Raw genomic sequence first — 23,790 nt, 5'->3', positions numbered from 1 at the left:
AACGGCCCTGGGGAGTGCGGCCGGGCGGGCGCACAGTGGTGGTGGGAAACCAGAGCTGTGAGGAGTGAGGACCATGCAGCACCGCAGTGTCCACGAGGTGATGACCCGGGAGGTCGTCACGGCGCGGCCCGACACACCGTTCAAGGAGGTCGCGGCGCTGTTCCACCGCAACGACGTCACCGCCATCCCGGTCGTCGACGACCAGGGCCGTCCGATCGGCGTGGTCTCCGAGGCCGACCTGATCCGCAAGGAGGCGGTGCTGCCCGATCCCGAGGGCCGCGATCCGGGCCGCTGGCTGGACGCGCACGACCGGGCTCGCGCCGAGGCGGAGACGGCCGGTGGCCTGATGACCAGCCCGGCCGTCACCGCCCGCGCCGGCTGGACCATCGCCGAGGCGGCCCGGGCGATGGACAAGCACAAGGTCAAGCGCTTGCCGGTGGTGGACGAGGTGGGCCGGCTGGTCGGCATCGTCAGCCGCAGCGACCTGCTGCAGGTGTTCCTGCGGCACGACTCGGCGATCCGTGAGGAGATCAACCACGACGTGCTCGGCCAGACGCTGTGGCTGGCCCCCGGTGACGTGCGCGTAGCCGTGCACGACGGGGTGGTCACGCTGACCGGTCGCCTCCCGCGAAAGAGCCTGATCCCGATCGCGGAGCAGCTGTGCCGGGCGGTGGACGGCGTGGTGGCGGTCCACCAGACCCTGGACTGGAGCGAGGACGACATGCAGCTCCAAGTGGAGCATCCGCATGCCTTCGGCACCGGGCAGCGCTGACCGAGCACACGGTGTGAGGCACCCACCCGGCATCGGATCATGTGGTCCCACCACCAGGTGTATGTGTGCTGCCCGTGCCCTGGCCGCCGTCCAGGTCGGTGCCTTGCGCGGCCTGGGTGGCCGCCGGGCTGGGCGGGCCGCGCAGCAGCCAGGCCAGTGGCACCGCGAGGCCGGCGCCGATCAGTGGCCCGAGCAGGTAGATCCACAGCGGGCCGCCCTGCCCGCCGAGCAGCACCGGGGCCAGGCTCCGCGCCGGGTTCATCGACGCCCCCGAGGCGGGTCCGGCCCACAGCCCGGCCAGCGCGATGTAGCCGCCGATCGCGATGGCCGAGTTGTGGCCGATGTTCCGCGCTCCGGTGGAGGTGCCGAGGATGACGGTCATCAGGCCGAGCGACAGCAGCACTTCCAGGCCGAAGGCCGCGCCCGCACCGACGCCGGGCCCCGGCCGGCTGGCCCCCAACTGGCCCACGGTGCCGAACAGGGCCCGCAGCACCGCTGCCGCCGTGACGGCCCCGAGCAGCTGCGCGCCGAGGTAGGCCGGTACCCGCCGCCACGGGAAGTGGCCGCGCGCGGCGAACGCCAGCGTCACCGCCGGATTGAGGTGGGCACCGGAGGTCACGCCGAGGGTGTAGATGAGGGCGAGGACCATCAAGCCAGGTGCGATGGCCTGGGCCGCCGGTGTGACCCGGCCGCCGGTGACGGCATCGACGACGCCCGCGCCGGCGGCGACCAGGACCAGGAAGAAGGTACCCACTCCCTCGGCGACCAGCCGCCGCGTGCGCGTCTGCCGGTCTACGGCCATCTCGTCCACCTCCGTCCTCCACCATGCGCGCACGGTGGCCCGAAGGCGCGCAGAATCGAGGCAGAGATCAGCCGTCCGGTCCAGGAGAGCAGCGATGGCCACCGAATCCCCCGAGCCCGAGCAACCCCTGCGCGTCTTCCTCCTCGACGACCACGAGGTGGTCCGGCGGGGAGTGCGCGACCTGCTGGAGGCCGAGCCGGACATCGACGTGGTCGGCGAGGCCGGCACGTGTGCCCAGGCGCTGGCCCGGATCCCCGCGCTGCGGCCGCGGGTGGCGGTGCTCGACGTGCGGCTGCCCGACGGGGACGGGGTGACCGTCTGTCGCGAGCTGCGGGACCGGCTGCCCGAGCTGGCCTGCCTGATGCTCACCTCGTTCGATGACGACGACGCCCTGCTGGACGCGATCATGGCCGGTGCGGCCGGGTACGTGCTCAAACAGGTCAAGGGCGAGGACCTGGTGGCCGCCGTGCGCACGGTCGCCTCCGGTCAGTCGATGCTGGACCCCGCCACCACCCGCAAGCTGATGGAGAGCCTGCGCCACCACGAGGAGAGCGACACCGAGGCGGCACTGGGCCAACTGACCCCGCGCGAGCGCGAGATCCTCGTCCTGGTCGGTGAGGGCAAGACCAACCGGCAGATCGGCCAGGAGCTGTACCTGGCGGAGAAGACGGTCAAGAACCACGTTTCGCGCCTGCTCGCCAAGCTGGGCGTTGAACGCCGGCTCCAGGCGGCCGTGCTCGCCGCGCACGTCGAGACCGAACAGGGGCACTCCGCCCGGCACCACTGAGCCCGTCCGGCCCGCTCGACGGAGCCGATCGGCCCATGCGCGGGCGGTCGCCGTCGGTGCACCGTGGGAGGTGAGAGCCCAGAACCGACAGCCCACCGGCACAGCGGCGAGGAGCGTCGGACCGTCCCAGCTCCGCGCTGCGGCTCGCCGCGGGCTGACGCGTCAGTCAGGGAGTGCACCATGTTCACCATCACCCTCGACGCCGCCGCACTGGAGAAGCTGATCTCGGCCGCGGTCGCGGCGCCGTCGCTGCACAACAGCCAGCCCTGGCGCTTCCGGCTGTGCCCCGAGACTTCCACCCTGGAGGTGCGCGCCGCCCGCGAGCGCGCGGTGCCGGCCACCGACCCGCAGGGCCGGGCCCTGCACATCTCGGTGGGCGCCGCCGTGCTCAACCTGCGCACCGCCGCCCGCCACCTGGGCTGGGCACCCGAGGTGCGGCTGCTGCCGGACCCGGGCGAGCCGGACCTGCTGGCCACCGTCGAACTCGACCAGCCCTCCCAGGTCCACCTCGCCCCCACCAGCGCGCTCTACGACGCGATCTGGCACCGGCACACGATCCGCACACCGTTCAGCGGAGCCCCGATACCGGCCACCGTCCTCGACCAACTGGCCGAGGCCGCCCGCATCGAGGAAGCGCTGCTCGTCTTCCCCGACCACGCGGAGCGTGAACGGCTGCTGAGCCTGACCGCCGAGGCCGAACGCCGCAGCACCACCGACCCCGAGCGCCGCGCCGAGAGCCGCGCCTGGATCCAGGGGCCCGACGCCGCGCCGTACGGCATCCCGTCCGCCGCCCTCGGACCGCAGGACGCCACCGGCCACCTCCCGATGCGGGACTTCTCCGCCATCCGCCCCGCCGAACACCTGCCGCCCGCCGAGTTCGAGGCCGAGCCCTGCCTGGCCGTCCTGGCCACCGAGCACGACCGTCCCGTGGACTGGTTGCGCGCCGGGCTGGCCCTGGAGCACGTGCTGCTGATGGCGACCGTCCACGACGTGCGGGCCTCGCTGCTCCACCAGGCCCTGGAATGGCCCTCGCTTCGCTGGGAGGCGCGGGATCCCGAACTCCGGCCGGGCTTCGTGCAGATGGTGCTGCGGCTCGGATACGGCCGAGAGGGGACGGCGACCCCGCGACTGGCGGTCTCCGACGTGGTGGACGCCGCAGAGCCAGCCGAGGAGTCAGTCGGCCGGTAGCGGCACCCGCCAGCTCAGCTCCGTCGCGCCCTCCGGCCGGGCCTGCGCCCGGAACCTGCCTCCGTGGGCGGCGGCCCGCTCGACGAGGTTGGCCAGCCCGCTGCGCCGGCCGTCCGCCGGCAGTCCGCGCTCTGCAGGGTCATGCCGGTGGCGAACAGGCGCTGGACGGCCAGGTCGTGCAGGTCCCGGGCGATCCGGTCGCGCTCCTCGAGCAGGGTGACCTGCTCGGAGTCGCGGCGCCGCTCGGCCAGCTGCATCGCGACCGCCGCCTGCCCGGCGAAGCCCGCCAGCGGCGCCGACTCGTCCTCGTCGAAGAGCGGCTTGCCAGCTGGGTCCACGCCCAGGCGCGCCTTCGGGGGGCGGCGTTCCGAGGGCCGTCAGACCTCGCATCGGGACCGTTCGGCCCATGCGCTCCGGGCGCCTCGGGCGGACGCTGGAGTGAACCGCACCTGCGTTGCCGAGGAGGAGCCGCCGTGACCACGCATCCCGCCACCGAGGTGGCGCGCCGGATCGCCGAACGGTCCGCCCAGCTCGGCCTGAGCGAGGACCAACTGGCCAAGCAAGCAGGCATGGCCCCGCGGTACCTGCGGCAACTGCTCGACGCCGGCACCGATTTCGACCCGAACGGCCTACTCCGCGTCGCCGCCGCCCTGCACCTCACCTACCAGGAGCTGCTCGAAGGCCGCCGCGACCCGGCCCCGGGCCACAGCGGAGCGCCCTCGCGTCCGGTCCTGCTCCGCCTCACCATCCCCGAGTGCTGGGACAAGCTCGGCACGCATGGCGTGGGCCGGATCGTCCTACCAGCAGTGCCCAGCCCGCTGGTCTTCCCCGTCAACTACGCGGTGGACGCTGAAACCGTGCTCTACCGCACCAACCCGTCGGGAGGCGCCGCCGCTGAGGCGGGTACCGCGGTGTCCTTCCAGGTCGACCGCGTCGACGACCACCTGAGCCGGGGTTGGAGCGTCCTGATCGTGGGTACCGCCCGCCACGTCACCGACCCCGACACGGTCCGGCGGCTGGCCGGGCTCCCGGGCACCGAGCCGTGGGCCGGCGGAGACCGTCCACTGTGGATCCGAGTCGAGCCCGACCAGATCACCGGCCGCAGCGTAGGCACGGGGCTGCTGCGGTGAGCATCGGCGTGAAATCGTGACCAGTTGGGTGGGATCGGTGAGGAGACCCCGGAGCGGTGGATCGCAGACCTCCCGGACCCCGATCCACCGCGACTCGGCGCACCGCCTCATGACCACGTAGTCCCAGGTCAGCGCACCCTTCCCCGTGGCTTCAGGGGTAGTTGGGGCAGCTCGGGAGCGGCCAGCGGGTCGCCGTCGTAGCCGCGTACCTGGCCGAACCGGGACCCTGTCATCCAGTCCTCGCGGGCCTGGGTGATCTCCTGCGACGAGCGGCCGATGAAGTTCCACCACATGACGAGCTTCTCGTCGAAGGGCTCGCCGCCGAGCAGCAGCAGGGAGCCGTCTGCCAGTGCGCGCAGGGGCAACTCGCGCCGGCCGCTGCCGAGGTAGAGCATCGAGCCGGGGTCCAGGCGGACGCCGTCCACCTCGGTGAGGCCGGACATGGTGAGCACGGCGTACTCGAAGTCGGGCTCCAGCGGGAGGCTGGCCTCTGCATCCTGACGGAGCGTCAGGTCGACGCCGGCCAGCGGGGTGTACGTGGTGCCCGGGGAGGTGGTGCCGTCGAGCGAGCCGAGGATCACGGTGCCGTGCAGGCCGGGTGCGGTGATCTCGGGGAGTTGGGCGTGGTGTTCGAAGGTGGGGGTGGTGTGGCGGTGGGTGTCGGGGAGGGCGACCCAGAGTTGGGCGCCGTGCAGGAGGCGGGCGTGCGGGCGCGGGGATTCCTCGGAGTGCGAGATGGCGCGGCCGGAGGTCATCAGGCCCAGTTCGCGTGGTCGCACGGTCTGCAGGTTGCCGAGGCTGTCGCGGTGCAGGACTTCGCCCTCGTGCAGCCAACTGACCGTTTGCAGGCCGATGTGCGGGTGCGGCGGGACCTGCATGCCGGGCTCGTCGGCGATGTCGTCAGGGCCGTAGTGGTCGACGAAGCACCAGGCGCCGACCATCCGCCGCCCGAGGTTGGGCAGCAGGCGGCGCACGACGGTGCTGCCGCCCAGCGCGGTCTCACGGGGCGCGAGCAGTTCCCGGACGGGGCCGGCCGGCACGTCCTCGCGTCCGCCGCGCAGGGTGGGGGAGGCCTGGTCGAGTTCACTCATGGTGGGCCGGTTCCTCCATGATCGGCGTGCCGCCGGACACCGCCCGGCTGACCGGGGTCCGCTCGGCGATCTCCAACAGCCGGGCGCGCTGCGCCTCGTCCAGCTCGCCGACCAGGTCGATGCGCCGGGTGATCCGCGCCGTGTGGTCCGGGCCCTTCTCGTAGCCGAGGTGCACCCGGACGGTCTCCAGCGGCCACTGCTTGCGCTGCGCGTACATCCGCAGCGTGATCGCGGTGCAGGAGCCGAGCGCCGACAGCAGCAGCCCGGTCGGCGTGGTGGCGGTGTCGGCGCCGCCGAGCGAGGCGGGCTCGTCGGCGGCCAGGCGGTGGTGCCCCGAGCGGATGTCCACCCGGTGGTCCTCGCCCGTGCTGGTGACCAGGGCGGCGGCGGACCGGACGAACTCCTCGGCGGCAGCGGCGGCGGCGGTGGTGCTCACAGGCCGAAGCGGGTGCGCTGGGCCGGGGGGACCAGGTCGACGTAGTCGGGGTGCTTGGTCAGCCAGGCGCGGATGAAGGGGCAGTACGGGAGAACGTCCGCGCCCTGCTCCCGGGCGGAGTCGAGGGCGGCGCGGGCCAGCACACCGCCGAGGCCGCGACCCCCGAACGCGGGGTCGATCTCGGTGTGGATGAAGGCGAGTTCGTTCTCGTGCCGGAAGTACTCGGCGAAGCCGGCGAGTTCACCGTCGTCCGTGATCTCGAAGCGCGAGCGGTCGGGGTTGTCCGTCACGGTGGTCGTCATCGTTCCACGCCTCCTGCTGTGGGGCGGCGCGCCGGGGGCCCGGGCGCCGCATTTAATTTATCATTCAACAAGATGGTGATCAAGCACGCGGTTACGACCGCGAGCCGCCGTCGTGGATCTCGGCGATGTAGCCGCCGGGGAACTGCACCATCGCGCTGTCGCGCTGCGGGGAGGCGTACGGGCCCCAGAGCACGGTCGCGCCGGCGGCCCGGGCCTTGGTCAGGGTGGTGGCGAGGTCGTTCACGGCGTAGCCGGTGCTCTCGCGTCCGAAGGGGTAGGGCAGGTGCCCGTCGGTGACCGCGACGGAGGTGTCGCCGAACGGTGAGCTGATCCGGATCCGCCGGTAGCTGGTGCCGGGCAGGCCGAGTTCGGCGCCCGGTGCCTGCCGGTCGTCGGAGACCACCCGGCCACCGGTGAAGGCCAGGTAGGCGTGCAGGAAGGAGCGGGCGGCGCTGCTCGGCAGGTACAGCCGGTTCTCCGGCACGGAGGCCAGCGCCGGGTACGAGGGTGCCTTGGTGTGCCAGTACAGCTGCGCGTCGATGCCGCCGGGGAACTGCACGACCGCGTCGCGGCCGATCGGGTCGGCGAACGGCGTGACGACCGTGTTCGCCCCGTCCGAGTCGGCCTTGTGCACGCCGCGGTCCAGGTCCGTGACGAGCCAGCCGGTGCGCTCGGCGCCGAACGGGTAGGGGGCCGGCGTCTGGTAGTCGAAGACGGAGAGCGTGCCGACCGGGGAGAGGATGAGCTCGGACTTGGTCAGGCTGGGGGTCGGGGTGACGTCGACGGTGGCCTGCGGGGTGTTGGTGCCGCCGAAGGTCGACTCCCAGCTGCCGACGAAGGAGTCCATCGTGCCGGGCGTCACGTAGACGTGCGCCGTGTCGTACTGGGGGCCGACGGCGAGGGAGGGACGTGCCGAGTCGGGGGCCGCGGGGGCCGACGGCGCGGTGGCGAAGGCCAGGGCGGTGACGGCGGTGACCGCCGTCAGCAGTCGCAGGGACAGGCGCATGGTCATCTGAAGTGTCCTTCCGGGGGCGGGAGTTGACGGAGAGAGTGCGGGAGGGCGAACGCCTCAGTCGCGCTCGCGGTAGCCGATCGCGATCGCGGCGACCAGGAGAGTGCTGGTGAGCAGCGCCCACGCGAGGTGCCCGTGGATGACGAGCGCGGCTCCGGGCGCGGCGCCCGCGAGCATCGCCAGGACCGCGTAGAGGCGCCGGCCCAGGCGGGGGTTGGTGCCGCCGGCGAGCGAGGAGTCCGCGGCGAGGCCGGTCAGGGTGAGGGTGAGCACCGTCGTGGTCAGGTCCGGCACGCCCAGCTTGCGGACCGTGCCGTTGCGCAGGCCCATGGCCACGGCCAGCAGCGCGATCAGCGCCTCCTGCTGCGTCCGCCCGCTCGCGGTGAACGCGATGACGGTCGCCGCGGCCTGCAGCGCCGTCTCGGCCAGCAGCGCGGTGCGCAGCCAGCGCGACCGGCGGCCCTCGCGGTGCCGCAGGGCCAGCCGGCCGGCCAGTACCGAGCCCAGCAGGAAGGCCGCGAGCGAGGTCAGCGAGCCGGCGAGCGAGAAGCCGGGCGTGCCGACGAGGGCGAAGGCGACCACGACGACGTTCCCGGTCATGTTCGCGGTGAAGACGTGGCCGAGCCCCAGGTAGCTGACCGCGTCGATCAGGCCGCTCACCACGGTCAGCGCGAACAGGGCCAGGGCCAGCGGGTGGCGGTCGCGGATCTGTGCGGCGGCCACGGGTGCGGCGGCTGCGGGTGCGGCGGCCACGGCGCTCTCGGGCTGAGGTGGCGTCATCAAGGCGTCCTTTCAAGGCGGCCTGGCACCGCGCGCCGCCGGGCAGCGCGCGGTGGAGAGGGTGGAGACGGCGGAGACGGAAGGCGGTCAGAAGAAGCAGGGGTCGTCGAAAGCCGGTCCGCCGTGGCCGGGGACGAACTGCCCGCGGGCCTGGCGCCAGTCGCGCTGCTCGTCGGAGGCGGCGGCCGCCTCGACCACCAGCTCGGCCTGGCGGACGCCGGTCAGGCTGGGTGCGGGGGTGGCCTGGTAGCCGCCGAAGCGCGCCACCGGGCTCCACAGCGGGACCACGGCGGGCAACTCGGGGGCGAGGCCCTCGTGTTCCTGGGCGCTGTGCACGATGCGGCCGCCGACCACGGTGAGGACGGACTCGATGTGCGGGATGTCGGCCTCGTCCACCGTCAGGTAGTCGGCGCTGAGCACCGCCAGGTCGGCGTAACTTCCCACCCGCAGGCGGCCCTTGAGCTCCTGCTCGCCGGTGAGCCGGGCGCCGCCCAGGGTGTAGAGCTCCAGGGCCTCCTCGCGGCTGAGCCGGTTGCCGGACGGGTACAGCGTGCGTCCGCTGACGGCCCGCCCGGAGACCAGCCAGTGCAGCGCCACCCACGGGTTGTAGGAGGAGACCCGGGTGGCGTCGGTGCCCCCGCTGAGCGCCAGTCCGCGCTCCAGCATCGCCCGCACCGGCGGCGCGGTGGCCGCCGCGGCGGCGCCGTAGCGGTTCACGAAGGCCTCGCCCTGGAAGGACATCCGGTTCTGCACCGAGATGCCGCCGCCGAGTGCGGCGATCCGGTCCAGGCTCGCGGGGGAGACGGTCTCGGCGTGGTCGAAGAGCCAGCGGTTCCCGCCCGGGAAGAGGCCCTCGGCGGCGAGCTTCTCGAAGACGGCCAGGTGGCGGCGGATCGTCTCGTCGTAGCTGGCGTGCAGCCGAAAGCCCCAGCCGTTCTCCATCAGCAGCCGTACGGCCTGCTCGAACCCGGCTTCGTACGGGCCGAGTTCGGGCCGTGGCTCGGTGAAGTTCTCGAAGTCGGCGGCCGCCCAGGTGAGGTTCTCGCCGGCGCCGTTGAGGCGCAGCCACTCGTCCCCGTCGCCCGGCCGGACGGTGGCCACCCAGCGCGCCAGGTCGTCGAGTTCCTGTCCGGCGGTCTGCGGGAAGAGGTGGTAGGCGATCCGCAGGGTCAACTCGCCGGCCTGCGCGAGCTGCATGACGGTGCCGTAGTTCTCCGGGAAGCTCTGAAAGCCGCCGGCCGCGTCGATCGCCGAGGTGAGGCCGAAGCGGTTGAGCTCGCGCAGGAAGTGCCGGGTGGAGGCGGCCTTGTCGGCCTCGTCCAGGGCCGGCGCCTTGGCGAGCGTGGAGTAGAGCAGCAGGGCGCCGGGGGCGGCCAGCAGCATGCCGGTCGGCTGCCCGTCGTGGCCGCGCACGATCTGCCCGCCCCGCGGGTCCGGGGTGTCGCGGTCGAACCCGGCGGCCCGCAGCGCCGCCTTGTTGAGCAGCGCCGACTGGTACAGGTGCAGCACGAAGACGGGGGTGTCGGGGGCGGCGGCGTTCAGCTCGGCCAAGGTGGGCAGCCGGCGCTCGGCGAACTGATCCGCGGACCAGCCGCCGACCACCCGTACCCACTGGCCCGGCGGGGTGCGCTCGGCCTGGACGCGGAGCATGGCCAGCGCCTGACGCAGCGTCGGCACGCCGTCCCAGCGCAGCTCCAGCACGTAGTTGAGACCGCCTCGGATCACGTGCAGGTGGGCGTCGTTCAGGCCGGGGACGGCGCGGCGGCCGAGTGCGTCGACGACCCGGGTCCGCGGGCCGATCTGCGGTATGACGTCCGCGTCGTCGCCGACGGCGGTGATCAGGCCGGCGCGGATCGCCACCGCGCTCGCCGCCGGGCGCGACGGGTCGCCGGTGTGCACCTTGGCGTTGCGCAGCACCAGGTCGGCGGCGTGGTCGGGGTGGCCGGCGTGGAGCCCGGCAACGGGCATGGTCGACATGGGGTCTCGCTCTCAGGAGGCCGGGCGGCGTCATTCGGAGCCAATCTAGGGAGGCCTCGAGCCGCGACTTTCCTCTGCACGCACCGGCTCTGTCCTGCGCGAGCAGGGACACCTGGACGTGGTGGAGCGCGGTGCCGTGCAGTGTGGGAACAGCCCTGGGCGCGGCGGGAGAAGAGATGTTCGGACGCCACTGGCTAGCGTCGTGGCTGCGCCGGAGCGCCTGCGGCACCGCTCGGGTTCCGAGCCTTCCACGCCTTGCGACGTCCGCGCAGACGTCCCCGTGACACCTCATCAGCCGAAAGAGAGAACCGCCATGGTCGACTTCGACTTCGTGCACGCCGCCCCCAGCTCGGACCTGCTGACGCCGGACAACTCGATGATGCTGTTCGTCGACCACCAGCCGCAGATGTTCTTCGGCACCGGCAGCGGCGACCGCACGGCGATCATCAACGCCACCGTCGGCCTGGCCAAGTCCGCCCGGGTCTTCGACGTCCCGGTGGTGCTGTCCACGGTGGCCGCCGAGTCCTTCTCCGGCCCGATCCTGCCGCAGCTGAAGGCGGTCTTCCCCGACCACGAGGTGGTCGACCGGACGTCGATGAACGCCTGGGAGGACGCGGCGCTGGTCGAGGCGGTCAAGGCCACCGGGCGCAGCAAGATCATCCTTTCCGGCCTGTGGACCGAGGTGTGCCTGGTGCTGCCGGCCCTCTCGGCGCTGGACCAGGGCTACGAGGTGTACGTGGTCTCGGACGCCTCCGGCGGCGTCAGCCCGCTGGCCCACGAGCACGCCCTGCACCGGATGACGGCGGCCGGTGCGGTGCCGGTGACCTGGATCCAGGTGCTGCTGGAGCTGCAGCGCGACTGGGCCCGCACCGGGACCTACCTGCCGGTCATGGACGTGATCAAGGAGCACGCCGGCGCCTACGGCCTGGGCGTGGTCTACGCGCAGACCATGATCAACGAGCACGCGGCCGGCTGACCGGCAACCGGGCATCAGGAAAAGGGAGTTCGTCAGTGAACACAGGTCTCCTGCTGCTCCGGCTGGTCGCCGGACTGCTGGTCGCGGGGCACGGAGTCCAGAAGGTCAGCTTCCACCTGGGCGGTCGGGGGCTGGCCGGCGGTACCGAGGAGTTCCGCGGTGACGGTTTTCGCGGCGGGGTGTTCACCGCGCTCACCGCGGGAGGCACCCAGGTCGGGGCGGGGCTGCTGCTCGCGGCGGGCCTGCTCACGCCGCTGGCCGCCGCCGGCACGATGGGTGTGATGACGGTGGCGATGACCGTCAAGTGGCCGCACGGGATCTGGGTGCAGAACGACGGGTTCGAGTACCCGCTGGTGCTGATCACGATCGGCGCGGTGCTGTCCGCCACCGGCCCCGGCCGCTGGTCGCTCGATGCGCCGCTCGGGCTGCTGGCCTGGCCCGCCTGGTGGCTGCCGGTGGCCGTCGTCGCCGGCGTGGGCGGCGGCCTCGCCACCCGCCTGGCCCTGCACCGGCGTTGAACCCGCGCTGCCGGCACGGGCGGATCCACCGTTGAACCCACGCTGTCGGCACGGGCGGATCCGCACCCGTGCCGGCGGCGCTCAGGCTTCTGCGATGTTGCCCTGGAGCTTGCCGAGCACCTCTTCGAAGACGGCGGTCTCCTGCTCGGACAGGCCGCGGCGCAGCCGCTGGTCGAAGGCCAGTGCGGCGCCGCGCATCGAGTCGAACGCGGACTCGCCCTTCTCGGTGAGCTCCACCTGGTGGATGCGGCGGTTGGCGGGGTCGCGGCGGCGCGTGACGAGTCCGTCGGCCTCCATCGCGTTCAGGTGGTGGGTGAGTGTCGCGCCGCGGATGCCCACCGCGTCGGCCAGTTCGCGCTGGTTGCCGAGCTGGTGCGTCTTCAGCGAGATCAGGATCAGCCAGGTCGGCATCGACCCGCCGACCTCGGCCAGCGCGTCGTCGAAAGCGCGGCCGACGTTCCTGGCGGTGCGGGCGAGGTGCAGGCCGAGCGGGGTGTGGGCAGGTCGTGGCATGGCTTGATGGTAGCACAATCAATAGATGTCGAAGCGTTTGACGTAGAAGCGTTAGAGGCCTAACGTTGCCGCTGAAGGAGGCAACGTCATGGAACTGCGAATCGTCAACCCGCGGCGCGAGTACGCGCCGCCCTCGTTCCTCGAACCCCCGCCCACCGGGTACCTCCACCTCGCCGCCGCCGTCGAGCCAGCGCGCGGGCGGACCCCGTTCCCCGGGGGCGGCACGCGCAAGGCGGCGCTGCTGAACCGGCTGAAGGTGCTGACAGCGGAGCTGGAGCAGCTGGACACGGTGCGAAAGGCCACCGTCTTCCGAGCCGTCCTGCTCCCACCGGCGCCGGCGGCCGCCGCGCACCCGGCGCGCTTCGACGTGGTGGTGCTCGTGGAGGCGGCCTCGACGGACGTTCTCGACGAGATCCGGTCGTCGGAGCCCTACCAGCGGATGGTCGCCGACGTCACCGAGGTCGCGAGCGACACCCACGAGATGGCGGCGAACTGCCTGCGCTACCTGGGCGATGTCGACAAGAGCCGCCAGGGGCTGTTCCTGTTCAACTACTTCGCGGCCGAGGACGCCGAGGTCGCCACCCGGCTGTGGGAGCACCTCGCCGGCTGGTACGTCACGGAGACCGGCCTGGACAACTCCACGCTGCTCGCACCCATCGGCCCGGCCGACTACGTGTTCGTCAACCACGCGCGCTGGGACACTGGCCTGCTGGGGTTCGCGGCCAAGCAGTTCAGCAAGAGCTCGTTCCGCAGCTACGTCCTGGCGAACCTGCGCGCCAACGACACGACGGCGATGCCGATCCTCTATCGGAAGGTCTGATCATGTCCGGGACCGACACGTTCGCCGGCAAGGTCGCCCTGGTGACCGGGGCCAGTCGATGGAGCGGCCCGCACCCTGACGTGCGGCTGCTACCGGGTCGGCCTGTGGCAGGCCTGTCCAGGCGCCGGAGGCTCGTGCGCATCGCTCCCCGGGCCGTCAGCCCGAGAGGCGGTCGAGGACCTGGGCTTTCGCGGCGTCCACCAGGACGGCCAAGCGCCGGTCGCCGGTCACCACTTGGTCGGACGCGACCTCGAACCACACCACCTTGCCCGCACCCGCCGGGGCCCAGCCCCACGAGTGCGCCAGTCCGGCGACCAGCAGCAGCCCCCGGCCACCGGTGACCATGTCCTGCGTGGTCGCCGGATCGGGCAGGTGCAGGCTGGTGTCCGCCGCCTCCACCCGCAATCGCAGGCCCGTCCAGCGAACGGTCACCATGCACCGGGCCTTCGTGTGCTCCACGGCGTTGGCCAACAACTCGCCCGCGCACAACTCCACATCCCGCAACGCGTCGTCCGACAACGGGACCTTCCAGAACCGGGCGATGTCGACGATCAAGCGCCGGGCCGGCGGAACAGCAGCCGCGTCAGGCTCAACACCCCACTCGTACGGGACTGGGAACGACGCCGTATTCAACGGGCTCATCAGCGCGCCCCCGTCTCTGGTTGGGGGCTGCATTCGAAGGCGGTCGCGGAGGGTGGGGCGTCCCGGGCAGAGGAGGCGTTCAGCAGCTCACTCCGCCGGCGCTGCTGGCCTGCGGTACGCCGTGGCCGCCGGCCATCGGTCGGGTGGAGGGTGGAGCCGTCACGTGGGGCCGTCCACTCCGCTCCACCGCCCGGGGGTCGAAGGTGGTAGGAGTAGACACCCTCGCCGGGGACATCGACCACAACGCCAATGCGCTCAACGAGCGAGTCCCGTGCCAGGTCTCCCAACCGGGGCGTCCAGCTCGATGCGGGGCCGTTCGCGTCTGCGGGTTTGATACGTCGTCCGCTCATGGAACAGACAGTAGGCGGCCGACTACAGCTGAATATGAATCAGCGGAATACAGCTATCCGTCCAGGTGGAAGCGGTCCGACATGCGCCGCAGTTTCTCCCGGGTGCTGCTTCGCTCGGCGTACACGATCTTGCGCAGGGTGGCCCGTGCTATCGGGTGGTTCCGGACGAGTTGGGGGGCGATGCGCTCGGCTTCCTCCAGTTCGGCGAGTGCCTTGTCCCGGTTGCCGTCCCACAGCCAAGCGCGGGCCAGGTCCATCCGGTGGTGACCACGTCGGGAGTTGGGGAGCGTGGCGACCTGCGCGGGGTCTGCGCGCTCGTGCAGCATCAGGGCCTTGGAGTGGTCTCCCATCTCCAACTGGACTGAGACGGAGTGGATTTGAACGTTCCCGGAGGAGAAGGTCAGCGAGTGCCGATCGAACACGGGAACATCCGTGGCCGCCAACCTGGCTGCTGCTGCCCGTGCATGGGAAATCCGGTCTTCGGTCTCCCCGGGGCTGCCGGCGCGAGCGGCCGAAACGGCTGCGCGAAGTTGCAGGGTCCCCCAGGCCCGGACGGCGAGGGGTTGGCCAGCCTCATACTCCGCGTCGATCGACCTGAGTGCCTTGTTCGAGAGCGCCAGGGAATCCTCCCAGTCGGCGGTGGCCCACATGTCCCAGACCCGCATCCAGTCGGCCACGGCCGGCAGCACCGTGTCCCCAGATCGACCGGCGGCCCATGCCGCACGCTCGCAGGCCATGGCGATCAGCTCGGGGTGGCCGAGGGTGTGCGCTGCCGTGTGGGCGAACTTGCAGCAGACCGCGTAGATTCCGAACGCCTCTTCCCGTTCGTGGCCCGTGGCGGTCTCCGCCAGAGCGCGGGCCTCGCGCAGGAGGTCAGGCAGCACACGCAGAATCGCGACGTTCGCGGCCGCGTCGCGGAGCCGGTGAAGCCGCGCGGTCTCTTGCCACAGAGTCGCAGAGGGACGAGGGGCGCCGTCGAACACGGGCACCAGGTCGTAGCGGCGCAACTCCCGGAGGATCGATGCCGCAGCCACCTGCCACTGGTTCTCGGATGCCTTCCCCGCGACGAAGGGTCGTTCGATCAGGTCGTTCGGGTGGCAGTGCAACGCCGCCGCAACCTCGTTGATGACGGCGGCGCGATCAAGCTCGATCAGCCCACGCTCGACCTTCGACACCCATCCCTGCGTCCTGCCCACCGCCGCCGCGAAGTCGGCTTGCGGCATGCCAAGTCGGAGTCGTTGACGTCGGATGCGCTTCCCGATCGACTCGCGTTCCTCAAGCACCGTGGCCCTCCCCACCGGTCCGCAATGACGCCGTCCGTACCTGACGGCTCGGCCTCCTGAGCGACAGTACCCGGAGCACGTGCCGCCGAGTGCTGGACCGACGACGATCCCCCGATCGAGACCCGGGCCTGCGGCCGCAGCGCCGTAGCAGCACGGCCGCGCGCCCGGGTCGCTCGGTGGGCATTGGCAGGGCGGCGAGGTTCTCGGCGAGCCACGCCGTTGTGGGGCTCGACTGCGGGAGGGCGGCTCGGCGGCCAGGGCAGGCAGGCAGCAGTAACGCCTCAGGGCGTGGGCGCCGACGGTGCCGCTGCGGCCTCCCAGGTGAAGCCGTCCGGGTCGGTGAACGGCCCGGTGGTGCTGTCGATCGCGAGGCGGTGCGAGCCGGTGCCCTCGGGAGAGACGCCGGCGTCCTTGGCGAGGGCGCGGCGCCGGTACAGCCCCAGCTTGACGGGGCTCGATCCGGCGGCGAACTCGATGTACATCCGGCCGAAGCTCTTCGCCACGGTGAGGCCTCGGTCGACGTAGAACCGCTTGCTCGCGGCCACGTCCGCGACGCCCAGCAGGAGGACGAGATCGTCGAACTGCCGGGTGGCCGGGCCGGTGTCCTTCTTCGCCGAGGTCGCGACCTTCCAGATCGCCCCGTCCGGGGCCTGGACGGTGCCGCCGTAGCCCCAGAGCGACTTCGCGGCGGGCTTCAACACCGTGGCTCCGGCGTCGAGCGCGGCGTCGATGAAGCCGTTGACGGTGGCCGGCTGGGAGACCGTGAGCGAGAGGGTGAACCCGCGGAAGCCGGTCGTCGGTTCCTGCGAGGAGCGCAGGCGCAGCTGGGTGTCCAGGCCGAAGGCGGTGGTGTAGAAGTGGTCGGCGGCCGTGGGGTCGGCCACGTCGAGGATGATGGATTCGATGGTTGCCATGGCCCTCACGCTAGTTGCGGCTCGGTGACCGGTGCTTCTTGATTCCTGACCGGTCTGGTCACCTGTTTCGCCACGCACGCCGGCATCCCCGCCGTCGTGCGGGCCGCGTCGCTGCGGTAGACGCTGGGCGGCACGCCGACCAGTTCGGTGAAGCGGGTGCTGAAGGTACCCAGCGACGAGCAACCGACCGCGAAGCAGACCTCGGTGACGCTGAGGTCGCCGCGACGCAGCAGCGCCGCCGCGCGCTCGATCCGCCGCGTCATCAGGTACGCGTACGGCGATTCGCCGTACGCGAGCCGGAACTGGCGGCTGAGGTGCCCGGCCGACATGTGTGCGCCGCGGGCGAGTGCCTCGACGTCCAGCGGCTGCGCGTACTCCCGGTCGATCCGGTCGCGGACGCGGCGCAGCCGTGCGAGGTCGTGCAGGTGCTGCGCCGCGATGCGTGCGGGGCCCCACGAGGGGTGGCACATGTGTGGACTCCTTGGCTCGCCGGCCGGACGGGTCAGCGGAGCTCCTGGATGCGGACCAGGTTGCCCGCGGGATCGCGGAAGGCGCAGTCGCGGACGCCGTACGGCTGTTCGGTCGGCTCCTGGACGACCTCGGTGTCGCCGGCCTGGACCTTCTCGAAGGTGCCGTCGAGGTCCCGGGTGGCCAGCAGGATCCAGCCGTAGGTGCCCTTGGCCATCATCTCGGCGATGGTGCGGCGCTCGTCCTCGGTGATCCCGGGGTCGGCGGCCGGCGGCGCCAGCAGGATGGAGGTGTCGGGCTGGCCGGCGGGGCCGACCGTGATCCAGCGCATCTTGCCCTGTCCGACGTCGCTGCGGACCTCGAAGCCGAGGACGTCGCGGTAGAAGGCCAGGGACGCGTCCGGGTCGTCGTGCGGGAGGGCGCTCATGTGAATGGTGATGTCCATGGCGGTCATGCTAGGTGCGGCTCCGTGACCCGCGCTTCTCGATTCCTGATCGGTTCGGCCACCCCGGTTCCTTGACACGCGTCGTCGTTGTCAAGGAACCTTGACACACGTTTTCGGCGGCGGAAGAGGTGCGGTATGCGCTGGGTTGATGAGACCGGTCGTCACGAGGGGTATCTGGCAGCGGTGCTGGCGGACGGGAGCGAACCGGGACCGGTGGCGGACGGACGGACGACCTGGTGGCTCTACAACGGGGCGGACGGCCCGCGCGCGGTGGGGGTCCGGGGAGCCTGCGAGTGCGGCTGGCGCGGCGCCGAGACGCATCCGATCGACTTCGGGGATGACGAGGCGACCGAGGGCGTGGAGCAGCGCACCGGCCCGTACGCGGACTGGGAGTACCACGTCGACCAGGCCGAGGGGATGGTGCCGCGCGATGTGGAGCAGTTGCTCGCCGCGCTGGAGAAGCGGATCGGGCAGCTGTCGGAGCGTCAGTCGGTCACCGCGCTGCGGGTGGTGGCCCGTGTCGAGAAGGCGGTCCCGGGCTACGGCATCGGCGCCGTCCGGGCCGCCCGCGCGAACCTCGTGTCCTGGGAGGCGATCGGCAAGGCGCTCGGCTGCAGCCGGCAGGCCGCTCACGAACGGTTCGCCCGCCACCTCAGCGACTGACCCCCCCCGGGGGGCAGCGGACAGGCCCTAGCGCAGCGGCTCGCCGGAGAGGCGTTGGGCCAGGTAGACCGGCAGCACGGCCAGGACGATCAGCACCGCGGCCACGACGTCCACCACGGGGCCCTGGTTGGGGCGGGCCAGGTTGTCGAAGATCCACAGCGGCAGCGTCTGGGTGCCCGGGCCCGCGGTGAAGGTGGTCACCACGATCTCGTCGAAGGAGAGCGCGAAGGCCAGCAGCGCGCCGGCGAGCAGCGCGCTGCGCACGGCCGGGAGCGTGACGTACCAGAAGGTCTGGAACGTGTGCGCCCCCAGGTCCGCCGACGCCTCCTCGGCCGACGGCGCTATCCGTCGCAGCCGCGCCGCGACGTTGTTGAAGACCACCACGATGCAGAAGGTGGCGTGTCCGACCACGACGGTGAACAGGCCGAAGCCCACCCCGAGCGGAGTCAGCACGGTGCGGAACGCGGCGTTGAGCGCGATGCCGGTGACGATGCCGGGCAGGGCGATCGGCAGGATCAGCAGGAAGGAGACCGACTGCCGGCCGAAGAACCGGTAGCGGGTCGCGGCGAAGGCCGCCATGGTGCCGAGCACCAGCGCCACCGCGGTCGCGCCGAGCCCGGCCTTCAGCGAGGTGGCCAGCGCCGCGCGCAGCCCGGTCTCCTGCCAGGCCGCCGCCCACCAGCGGGTGCTGAAACCGGACGGCGGCCAGGCGAAGGAGCGCGAGGCGTTGAAGGAGTTCACCAGGACCAGCAGCAGCGGGGCGTAGATCACGGCGAGCCCCAGTGCCGTCGCCAGGCGGAGCAGGATCCGGGCGGTGCGGGAGAGTTGCATCAGGCCCTCACAAGCTGTCCAGCGCACCGGTGCGGCGCACGGCGAGCAGGTAGCCGATGATCAGCAGCACCGGCACGCAGGACACCGCCGCCGCCAGGGGCAGGTTGAGCGTCACGTTGGACGCGATGACGTTGCCGAGCATGGACGTGGTGCCGCCGACGATCTGCACCGCCAGGTAGTCGCCGAGGCTGAGTGAGAAGGTGAAGATCGACCCGGCGATGAGCGCCGGCCTGACCATCGGCAGCACCACGGTGCGCAGGGTCCGCCAGGGTCCGGCACCGAGGTCGGCCGCGGCGGCGAGCAGGCTGTCGGGCAACTGCTCGAACGCGGTGCAGAGCGGCAGCACCATGTAGGGCAGCCACAGGTACCCGAGCACCATGACCACCGCCGACACCCCGAAACCGGGGGAGTGCCCGCCGAAGGGGGCGGTGACCCAGTCCAGGACGCCGCCGTGACTGAGCATCACCCACCACGCGTAGGCCTTCACCAGGTAGCCGGCCCACAGCGGCGTCAGCACCGCCACCAGCAGCAGGCGCCGGCTGCCGGGTCTGGCCACCCGGCCGATGTAGAAGGCCATCGGAAGCGCGATCACCGCGTCGATCACCGTCACCGACGCCGCGATGCCCAGCGTGCGCAGCGCGACCGTCCGGTACTGCGGATCGGTCAGCAGCGAGCGGAAGTTGTCGGCGGTCCAGCGGTACTCGATGTTGGAGGTGAACTCGTTGGTGGTCCAGAAGGCCGACAGCAGCAGCACCGTCAGCGACCCCAGGTACGCCAGCACCAGCCAGGTCATCGGCGCGGCCAGCAGCGCCGCCAACCGCAGGCCGGGGCGCCGGTGCAGCGCCCCGGCCAGCCTGCGCACCGGCGTACGGGCCGGCAGCCGCTCCGGTGTACGGTCCGGCGCACGGGTCGCGGCGGGGGCGGTCATCAGCTCTTGATCCCGTTCCAGGCGGTGACCCACTGGGCGTACGTGGTGCAGTCGTTGCGACCGCCGCCGTCGGCGCACTGCGCGGTGGGCGTGGTCCAGTAGTAGACGTTCTTCCACCAACTCTCGTCGGTGGCGTGGTAGTCGGTGCAGAAGTTCGGATTGTCGGTGATCTGCGCGCAGGCCTTGGAATTGGCCGGGGCCTCGCCGAAGTACTCGGCGACCTGGGCGTTGACCGACGGCGAGACGATGTAGTTCATCCACTGGTACGCGCAGTCGGGGTGCTGGGCGTGCGCCGAGATCATCCAGGTGTCGGACCAGCCGGTGGAGCCCTCGCTGGGCAGGATCGCCTGGGTCCTCACCTTGCCGTCGGCGGCGACCGCCTGGTGGATCACCTCCCAGGTGGTGCCGATCAGGTCGTCGCCGGAGTCGAACGCGGCCTGCTCCTTGGTGTAGTCGCTCCAGTAGGAGCCGATCTGCTTCTTCTGGACCTTGAGCAGGGCCACCGCGGCGTCCAGCTGCGAGGTGGTGAGGGCGTAGGGGTTCTTGATGCCGAGCTCGGGCTTGGTCTTCATCAGGTAGAGCGCGGCGTCGGCGATGTAGATCGGGCTGTCGTACGCGGTGAGGTGCCCGGCGTAGGGGGAGTCGGCGGCGAAGACCGAGCCCCAGGAGGTCGGGGCGGGGGCGACCTTGTCGGTGTTGTACATCAGCAGGTTGGCGCCGCGCCCGTGCGGGATCCCGTAGGCCACGCCGTTGACCGAGTTCCACGGCTGGTTCTTGAGACCGGGGTAGATGTCGGCGTAGTTGGGCACCAGCGCGGTGTTGACGGGCGCGACGTCGCCCCCGGCGATCAGCCGCAGCGTCGCGTCGCCGGAGGCGGAGACGGTGTCGTACTGGCCCGTCTTCATCAGCGCGACCATCTCGTCGGAGGTGCCCGCCACCTTGAGGTTCACCTTGCAGCCGGTCTGCTTGGTGAACGGGGTGACCCAGTCGACGGTCTTGCTGTCCTGCCCGGACTCGACGTAGCCGGCCCAGGCGACGATGTTGACGGTGCCCTCGCCCGGGCCGAGGGACTTCTGCGCGGGGATGTTTGGCGCGGCGAACCCCGTACTCGCGCTGTTGCCACCGGCGTTCGAGCCGCACGCGGCGGCCAGCAGCAGGGCGGCGGCGGCCGCCAGGGTGCGGAGCGGGTGACGGATGCTCATGAACGTCCTCACGGTGATCAGGGGTTGATGCGGACGGTGTGCTGTCGCTGCCAGGCCAGCAGGACGGCCGCCCCCCGGTGCCGGGCGGCGTCGGCGCCGGACTCCTCGAAATTCTGCCGGACGGCGACCAGTTGGCCGCCCGCTTCCAGGTCCACCAGGAAGCGGGTCTGCGCGCCCGCGTAGACGACCTCGCCGATCGTCCCGGTGACGGCGTGCTCGTCGGGCCCGGTCGGGTCGTCGAGGTGGGCGACGCGGATCTTCTCGGGGCGCACCGAGTACGTCCCGGGCTCGCCGAACACCTGTACGGCACAGGGGCCTTGGAGCAGGTTGGAGGTGCCGACGAAGCCCGCCACGAACGCGGTGGCCGGCCGCTCGTACACCTCGGCCGGCGTGCCGACCTGCTCGATCCGCCCGGCGTTGAAGACCGCGATCCGGTCGCTCATGGTGAGCGCCTCGTCCTGGTCGTGGGTGACGAGGACGAAGGTGATGCCGGCCTCGCGCTGGATCTGCTTGAGTTCCAGCTGCATCTCCTGACGGAGCTTCAGGTCGAGGGCGCCGAGCGGCTCGTCGAGCAGCAGCACGGACGGGCGGTTGACCAGGGCGCGGGCCAGCGCGACGCGTTGGCGCTGTCCGCCGGACAGTTCGGCGGGGCGCCGGTCGCCGAAGGAGTGCAGCCGAACGGTCGCCAGCGCCTCGGCGGCCCGCTCGGCCCGCTCCGCCCGGGGCACCCGCTTCACCTTCAGGCCGTACTCGATGTTCTGACGCACCGACAGATGCGGAAAGAGGGCGTAGTCCTGGAACACCGTGTTGACGTCGCGGTCGAATGCCGCCAGACGGGTGACATCGATCCCACCGAGCAGGACCCGCCCGGCACTCGGCGCCTCGAAGCCCGCGATCATGCGCAGCACGGTGGTCTTGCCCGAGCCGGAGGGGCCGAGCATCGAGAAGAACTCGCCCGGCCTGACCTCCAGATCGATGCCGTCCACGGCGCGTACCGCGCCGAACGCCTTGCTGACCCCGGACAGCGCGACCGCGCCGGGGGTGGGTGGGCGGGGGGATGGGCTGCGCGTCATACCGCACCTCGGTCTCGCGGTCTCTGCTGCTGGATCCTCGACTTGAGCAGAAGCCTACGAACCTGGAGGACGGCTCGGCTATCCCTTGGTCGTGCTCGGTACTTGTCGCCGGGCCGGCGCGCTCAGCTCGCGGCAGCGCCGAACCACCTCGGCAGCCGGCTGAGCAGCTCCTGCTGATCCTCACCGACCCACGCCACGTGGCCGTCCGGCCGCAGCAGCACCGCCGGCACGTCCAGTTCCTCGCTGACGTCGACGACGTGGTCCACCCGATCCGCCCAACCCGCCACCGACAGCCGCCCTGTCTGGTCGAGCAGCAGCCCGCGGCCACCGTGCATCAGCTCGTAGAGGCGTCCCCGCTTCAGCCCCACGTCCCGCAGTCGCCGGCCGAGCAGTTCGTGGCCCTCGCCGAAGTCGTAGCGGACGCCGATCGCCGTGATCTTCTCGGTCAGGTACCGGTTCACGTCGTCGAAGGCCATCAGCTCCGACAGCAGCCGGCGCACGGCCTGAGCCCCCGGATCGAGCGCCATCAGCTGCATCTGCGCGCGGGTGTTGTCCAGCACGTCGGCCGCCACGGGGTGCCGTTCGGTGTGGTAGCTGTCCAGCAGGCCCTCCGGTGCCCAGCCGTTGACGGCGGCGGCCAGCTTCCAGCCGAGGTTGAACGCGTCCTGCACGCCGAGGTTGAGCCCCTGCCCGCCGGCCGGCGGGTGGATGTGCGCCGCGTCGCCGGCCAGCAGCACCCGGCCGGTCCGGTAGCGCTCGGCCAGCCGGGTGCCGTCGCCGAAGCGGGAGAGCCAGCGCGGTGAGTGCACGCCGAAGTCGGTGCCGGCGACCAGCCGCAGCTGCTGCTTGAACTCCTCGAGGGTCGGCGGGACCGTGCGGTCCTCGGCCACCCCTTCGGCGGGCACGACGACGCGGTACACCCCGTCCGCGAGGGGCATGGCGCCGAACCGCAGCTGGGTCTTGCGGACTTCGGCCATCACGGCGGCCAGCGTCTGCGGCGGCGCGGTCAGTTCCATCTCGCCCAGCAGCGTCTCGACCCTGCTGGGTTCGCCGGGGAAGCCGACGCCGAGCAGCTTGCGCACCGTGCTGCGGCCGCCGTCGCAGCCGACCAGGTAGCGCGAGCGCAGCTGAGTACCATCGGCCAACTCGACGGTCACCCCGTCCTCGTCCTGGCTCAGCCCGACCAGCTCGCAGCCCCGCCGGATCTCGGCGCCGACCTCGGTGGCGTGCTCGGCCAGCAGGCGATCGATGGTCGGCTGCGGGATGCCGAGGACGTACGGGTGCGCGGTGTCCAGCCGCTCCGGGGACGGCTTGGCGATGCCGGCGAAGAAACCGCCGACCGGATGCTGCTTGCCGAGTGCGAGGAAGCGCTCCAGCAGACCGCGCTGGTCCATCACCTCGATGCTGCGCGCGTGCAGGCCGAGCGCGCGGACCACCTTGGTCGGCTCCGCCTCCTTCTCCAACACGAGCGCCCGCACGCCGTGCAGCCGCAACTCGGCGGCCAGCATCAGGCCGGTCGGTCCACCGCCGACCACGATCACGTCGATCATCACAATCCCCATTTTCGGCAGGTTCCGGCAACGTTCGGCAACGCTGAATTCCTGGCAGCCGGTTCCGCGGATTCCGGCTTCGGTCGACGATTCTGCGGCACGACCGGGGCCTTGCCGCAAGCCCCCCGGTGCGATATACATTGAGAGTGGCGGGGAGTGGGTACTCGCCTTTCAGACATCGCGGGAACGCCGCAGCGGGCCGGGGGGGGCCCCCCCCCCGCGGGGGGGCGCGCCCGCGGGGGGGGGGGGGGGGGGGGGGCCCCCCCCGGGGGGGGGGGGGGGCCCCCCCCCGCCGGGGGGGCCCCCGGGCCGCGCCGGGGTCCGTGCTTCCTCTGGG

At 71.9% G+C, this 23,790-nt stretch carries 26 protein-coding genes and 1 pseudogene; 8 read left to right on the top strand and 19 right to left on the bottom strand.

The window, feature by feature from the left end:
* The first annotated feature begins 73 nt into the window (after positions 1-73).
* Positions 74-772, top strand: coding sequence for a CBS domain-containing protein (locus tag ABH937_RS00135; RefSeq protein WP_280693405.1), 699 nt, complete (start codon positions 74-76; stop codon positions 770-772).
* A gap of 37 nt (positions 773-809) precedes the next feature.
* On the opposite strand, the gene ABH937_RS00130 is transcribed toward ABH937_RS00135, so the two are convergent.
* A complete protein-coding gene (locus ABH937_RS00130) occupies positions 810-1,574 on the bottom strand; it encodes an MIP/aquaporin family protein (protein ID WP_370216692.1) in 765 nt (254 codons plus the stop codon).
* Positions 1,575-1,668: 94 nt separating this feature from the next.
* Between ABH937_RS00130 and ABH937_RS00125 the strand changes: the two genes are divergently transcribed.
* Positions 1,669-2,361 carry a response regulator transcription factor gene (locus tag ABH937_RS00125; protein WP_280693407.1) on the top strand — a complete coding sequence of 231 codons (693 nt, stop codon included), beginning with the start codon at positions 1,669-1,671 and terminating at the stop codon, positions 2,359-2,361.
* Positions 2,362-2,541: 180 nt separating this feature from the next.
* Positions 2,542-3,549, top strand: coding sequence for a hypothetical protein (locus tag ABH937_RS00120; protein WP_280693408.1), 1,008 nt, complete (start codon positions 2,542-2,544; stop codon positions 3,547-3,549).
* A gap of 125 nt (positions 3,550-3,674) precedes the next feature.
* Here ABH937_RS00120 and ABH937_RS00115 read toward each other — a convergent pair.
* Positions 3,675-3,878 (bottom strand): annotated as a pseudogene (locus tag ABH937_RS00115) (histidine kinase); the annotation flags it as partial.
* 144 nt (positions 3,879-4,022) lie between these two features.
* Here ABH937_RS00115 and ABH937_RS00110 point away from each other — a divergent pair.
* Positions 4,023-4,679, top strand: a complete 657-nt coding sequence (locus ABH937_RS00110; protein WP_280693409.1) for a pyridoxamine 5'-phosphate oxidase family protein — start codon at positions 4,023-4,025, stop codon at positions 4,677-4,679.
* A gap of 128 nt (positions 4,680-4,807) precedes the next feature.
* On the opposite strand, the gene ABH937_RS00105 is transcribed toward ABH937_RS00110, so the two are convergent.
* The 6 genes from ABH937_RS00105 to ABH937_RS00080 form a co-directional block, all read right to left on the bottom strand.
* Complete coding sequence (locus tag ABH937_RS00105; RefSeq protein ID WP_370216690.1) at positions 4,808-5,770, bottom strand: pirin family protein; 963 nt, start codon at positions 5,768-5,770, stop codon at positions 4,808-4,810.
* On the bottom strand, positions 5,763-6,206 hold the full coding sequence (locus ABH937_RS00100) for an OsmC family protein (protein ID WP_280693411.1): 444 nt from the start codon (positions 6,204-6,206) through the stop codon (positions 5,763-5,765). The genes ABH937_RS00105 and ABH937_RS00100 overlap by 8 nt, the downstream gene beginning before the upstream one ends.
* Positions 6,203-6,508, bottom strand: a complete 306-nt coding sequence (locus ABH937_RS00095) for a GNAT family N-acetyltransferase (protein WP_280693412.1) — start codon at positions 6,506-6,508, stop codon at positions 6,203-6,205. The genes ABH937_RS00100 and ABH937_RS00095 overlap by 4 nt, the downstream gene beginning before the upstream one ends.
* 91 nt (positions 6,509-6,599) lie before the next feature.
* Entirely contained in the window at positions 6,600-7,520 is a 921-nt protein-coding gene (locus tag ABH937_RS00090) for a glyoxalase (RefSeq protein ID WP_370216688.1), read from the bottom strand.
* 57 nt (positions 7,521-7,577) lie between these two features.
* A complete protein-coding gene (locus ABH937_RS00085; protein WP_370216686.1) occupies positions 7,578-8,300 on the bottom strand; it encodes a YoaK family protein in 723 nt (240 codons plus the stop codon).
* 87 nt (positions 8,301-8,387) lie between these two features.
* A complete protein-coding gene (locus ABH937_RS00080; RefSeq protein WP_370216685.1) occupies positions 8,388-10,277 on the bottom strand; it encodes an amidohydrolase in 1,890 nt (629 codons plus the stop codon).
* A gap of 313 nt (positions 10,278-10,590) precedes the next feature.
* Between ABH937_RS00080 and ABH937_RS00075 the strand changes: the two genes are divergently transcribed.
* A complete protein-coding gene (locus ABH937_RS00075) occupies positions 10,591-11,253 on the top strand; it encodes a hydrolase (RefSeq protein ID WP_280693416.1) in 663 nt (220 codons plus the stop codon).
* A gap of 35 nt (positions 11,254-11,288) precedes the next feature.
* Positions 11,289-11,771, top strand: a complete 483-nt coding sequence (locus ABH937_RS00070) for a DoxX family protein (protein ID WP_370216683.1) — start codon at positions 11,289-11,291, stop codon at positions 11,769-11,771.
* Positions 11,772-11,852: 81 nt separating this feature from the next.
* On the opposite strand, the gene ABH937_RS00065 is transcribed toward ABH937_RS00070, so the two are convergent.
* Entirely contained in the window at positions 11,853-12,284 is a 432-nt protein-coding gene (locus ABH937_RS00065; RefSeq protein ID WP_280693418.1) for a MarR family winged helix-turn-helix transcriptional regulator, read from the bottom strand.
* 88 nt (positions 12,285-12,372) lie between these two features.
* On the opposite strand from ABH937_RS00065, the gene ABH937_RS00060 reads away from it, so the two are divergent.
* Positions 12,373-13,104 (top strand): hypothetical protein, encoded by a 732-nt coding sequence (locus ABH937_RS00060; protein WP_370216682.1) that lies wholly within the window; start codon positions 12,373-12,375, stop codon positions 13,102-13,104.
* A 156-nt stretch (positions 13,105-13,260) separates the two neighbouring features.
* Here the strand turns inward: ABH937_RS00060 and ABH937_RS00055 are convergent, their stop codons facing one another.
* The 5 genes from ABH937_RS00055 to ABH937_RS00035 all read right to left on the bottom strand — a co-directional run bounded on the left by ABH937_RS00055 (position 13,261) and on the right by ABH937_RS00035 (position 17,206).
* Positions 13,261-13,746: an ATP-binding protein gene (locus ABH937_RS00055; RefSeq protein WP_370216680.1), complete on the bottom strand. Its 486-nt coding sequence runs from the start codon at positions 13,744-13,746 to the stop codon at positions 13,261-13,263.
* Positions 13,747-14,149: 403 nt separating this feature from the next.
* Positions 14,150-15,379, bottom strand: coding sequence for a helix-turn-helix domain-containing protein (locus tag ABH937_RS00050; RefSeq protein ID WP_370216678.1), 1,230 nt, complete (start codon positions 15,377-15,379; stop codon positions 14,150-14,152).
* Positions 15,380-15,660: 281 nt separating this feature from the next.
* Positions 15,661-16,293, bottom strand: a complete 633-nt coding sequence (locus ABH937_RS00045) for a glyoxalase (protein WP_370216677.1) — start codon at positions 16,291-16,293, stop codon at positions 15,661-15,663.
* 5 nt (positions 16,294-16,298) lie between these two features.
* Complete coding sequence (locus ABH937_RS00040; protein ID WP_280693423.1) at positions 16,299-16,763, bottom strand: helix-turn-helix transcriptional regulator; 465 nt, start codon at positions 16,761-16,763, stop codon at positions 16,299-16,301.
* A 32-nt stretch (positions 16,764-16,795) separates the two neighbouring features.
* Positions 16,796-17,206 (bottom strand): VOC family protein, encoded by a 411-nt coding sequence (locus ABH937_RS00035; protein ID WP_280693424.1) that lies wholly within the window; start codon positions 17,204-17,206, stop codon positions 16,796-16,798.
* 135 nt (positions 17,207-17,341) lie between these two features.
* On the opposite strand from ABH937_RS00035, the gene ABH937_RS00030 reads away from it, so the two are divergent.
* Entirely contained in the window at positions 17,342-17,869 is a 528-nt protein-coding gene (locus ABH937_RS00030; protein WP_280693425.1) for a hypothetical protein, read from the top strand.
* Positions 17,870-17,896: 27 nt separating this feature from the next.
* On the opposite strand, the gene ABH937_RS00025 is transcribed toward ABH937_RS00030, so the two are convergent.
* The 5 genes from ABH937_RS00025 to rox form a co-directional block, all read right to left on the bottom strand.
* Entirely contained in the window at positions 17,897-18,700 is an 804-nt protein-coding gene (locus ABH937_RS00025) for an ABC transporter permease (protein WP_370216675.1), read from the bottom strand.
* Between the two features lie 7 nt (positions 18,701-18,707).
* The gene (locus ABH937_RS00020; protein WP_370216674.1) at positions 18,708-19,628 is read right to left on the bottom strand and encodes an ABC transporter permease; all 921 of its coding nucleotides are present in this window, start codon (positions 19,626-19,628) and stop codon (positions 18,708-18,710) included.
* Entirely contained in the window at positions 19,628-20,830 is a 1,203-nt protein-coding gene (locus ABH937_RS00015) for an ABC transporter substrate-binding protein (RefSeq protein WP_280693428.1), read from the bottom strand. Before ABH937_RS00015 ends, ABH937_RS00020 begins: the two co-directional genes overlap by 1 nt.
* Before the next feature lie 17 nt (positions 20,831-20,847).
* Positions 20,848-21,903 (bottom strand): ABC transporter ATP-binding protein, encoded by a 1,056-nt coding sequence (locus ABH937_RS00010; RefSeq protein ID WP_370216673.1) that lies wholly within the window; start codon positions 21,901-21,903, stop codon positions 20,848-20,850.
* A 122-nt stretch (positions 21,904-22,025) separates the two neighbouring features.
* A complete protein-coding gene (gene rox, locus ABH937_RS00005) occupies positions 22,026-23,453 on the bottom strand; it encodes a rifampin monooxygenase (RefSeq protein WP_370216848.1) in 1,428 nt (475 codons plus the stop codon).
* Between the last annotated feature and the right edge of the window lie 337 nt (positions 23,454-23,790).

Origin of the sequence: Kitasatospora sp. GAS1066B, assembly GCF_041262605.1 — a bacterium.
Classification (GTDB): Bacteria; Actinomycetota; Actinomycetes; order Streptomycetales; family Streptomycetaceae; genus Kitasatospora.
This window is presented reverse-complemented; position numbering and strand designations above follow the sequence as displayed.

Bases quoted from the DNA above. Each gene is read 5' to 3' on its own strand.
- ABH937_RS00135 (WP_280693405.1), top strand. From the start codon at position 74: ATGCAGCACCGCAGTGTCCACGAGGTGATGACCCGGGAGGTCGTCACG.
- ABH937_RS00130 (WP_370216692.1), bottom strand. From the start codon at position 1,574: ATGGCCGTAGACCGGCAGACGCGCACGCGGCGGCTGGTCGCCGAGGGA.
- ABH937_RS00125 (WP_280693407.1), top strand. From the start codon at position 1,669: ATGGCCACCGAATCCCCCGAGCCCGAGCAACCCCTGCGCGTCTTCCTC.
- ABH937_RS00120 (WP_280693408.1), top strand. From the start codon at position 2,542: ATGTTCACCATCACCCTCGACGCCGCCGCACTGGAGAAGCTGATCTCG.
- ABH937_RS00105 (WP_370216690.1), bottom strand. From the start codon at position 5,770: ATGAGTGAACTCGACCAGGCCTCCCCCACCCTGCGCGGCGGACGCGAG.
- ABH937_RS00095 (WP_280693412.1), bottom strand. From the start codon at position 6,508: ATGACGACCACCGTGACGGACAACCCCGACCGCTCGCGCTTCGAGATC.
- ABH937_RS00090 (WP_370216688.1), bottom strand. From the start codon at position 7,520: ATGACCATGCGCCTGTCCCTGCGACTGCTGACGGCGGTCACCGCCGTC.
- ABH937_RS00085 (WP_370216686.1), bottom strand. From the start codon at position 8,300: ATGACGCCACCTCAGCCCGAGAGCGCCGTGGCCGCCGCACCCGCAGCC.
- ABH937_RS00080 (WP_370216685.1), bottom strand. From the start codon at position 10,277: ATGTCGACCATGCCCGTTGCCGGGCTCCACGCCGGCCACCCCGACCAC.
- ABH937_RS00075 (WP_280693416.1), top strand. From the start codon at position 10,591: ATGGTCGACTTCGACTTCGTGCACGCCGCCCCCAGCTCGGACCTGCTG.
- ABH937_RS00065 (WP_280693418.1), bottom strand. From the start codon at position 12,284: ATGCCACGACCTGCCCACACCCCGCTCGGCCTGCACCTCGCCCGCACC.
- ABH937_RS00060 (WP_370216682.1), top strand. From the start codon at position 12,373: ATGGAACTGCGAATCGTCAACCCGCGGCGCGAGTACGCGCCGCCCTCG.
- ABH937_RS00055 (WP_370216680.1), bottom strand. From the start codon at position 13,746: ATGAGCCCGTTGAATACGGCGTCGTTCCCAGTCCCGTACGAGTGGGGT.
- ABH937_RS00045 (WP_370216677.1), bottom strand. From the start codon at position 16,293: ATGGCAACCATCGAATCCATCATCCTCGACGTGGCCGACCCCACGGCC.
- ABH937_RS00040 (WP_280693423.1), bottom strand. From the start codon at position 16,763: ATGTGCCACCCCTCGTGGGGCCCCGCACGCATCGCGGCGCAGCACCTG.
- ABH937_RS00035 (WP_280693424.1), bottom strand. From the start codon at position 17,206: ATGGACATCACCATTCACATGAGCGCCCTCCCGCACGACGACCCGGAC.
- ABH937_RS00030 (WP_280693425.1), top strand. From the start codon at position 17,342: ATGCGCTGGGTTGATGAGACCGGTCGTCACGAGGGGTATCTGGCAGCG.
- ABH937_RS00025 (WP_370216675.1), bottom strand. From the start codon at position 18,700: ATGCAACTCTCCCGCACCGCCCGGATCCTGCTCCGCCTGGCGACGGCA.
- ABH937_RS00020 (WP_370216674.1), bottom strand. From the start codon at position 19,628: ATGACCGCCCCCGCCGCGACCCGTGCGCCGGACCGTACACCGGAGCGG.
- ABH937_RS00015 (WP_280693428.1), bottom strand. From the start codon at position 20,830: ATGAGCATCCGTCACCCGCTCCGCACCCTGGCGGCCGCCGCCGCCCTG.
- ABH937_RS00010 (WP_370216673.1), bottom strand. From the start codon at position 21,903: ATGACGCGCAGCCCATCCCCCCGCCCACCCACCCCCGGCGCGGTCGCG.
- rox (WP_370216848.1), bottom strand. From the start codon at position 23,453: ATGATCGACGTGATCGTGGTCGGCGGTGGACCGACCGGCCTGATGCTG.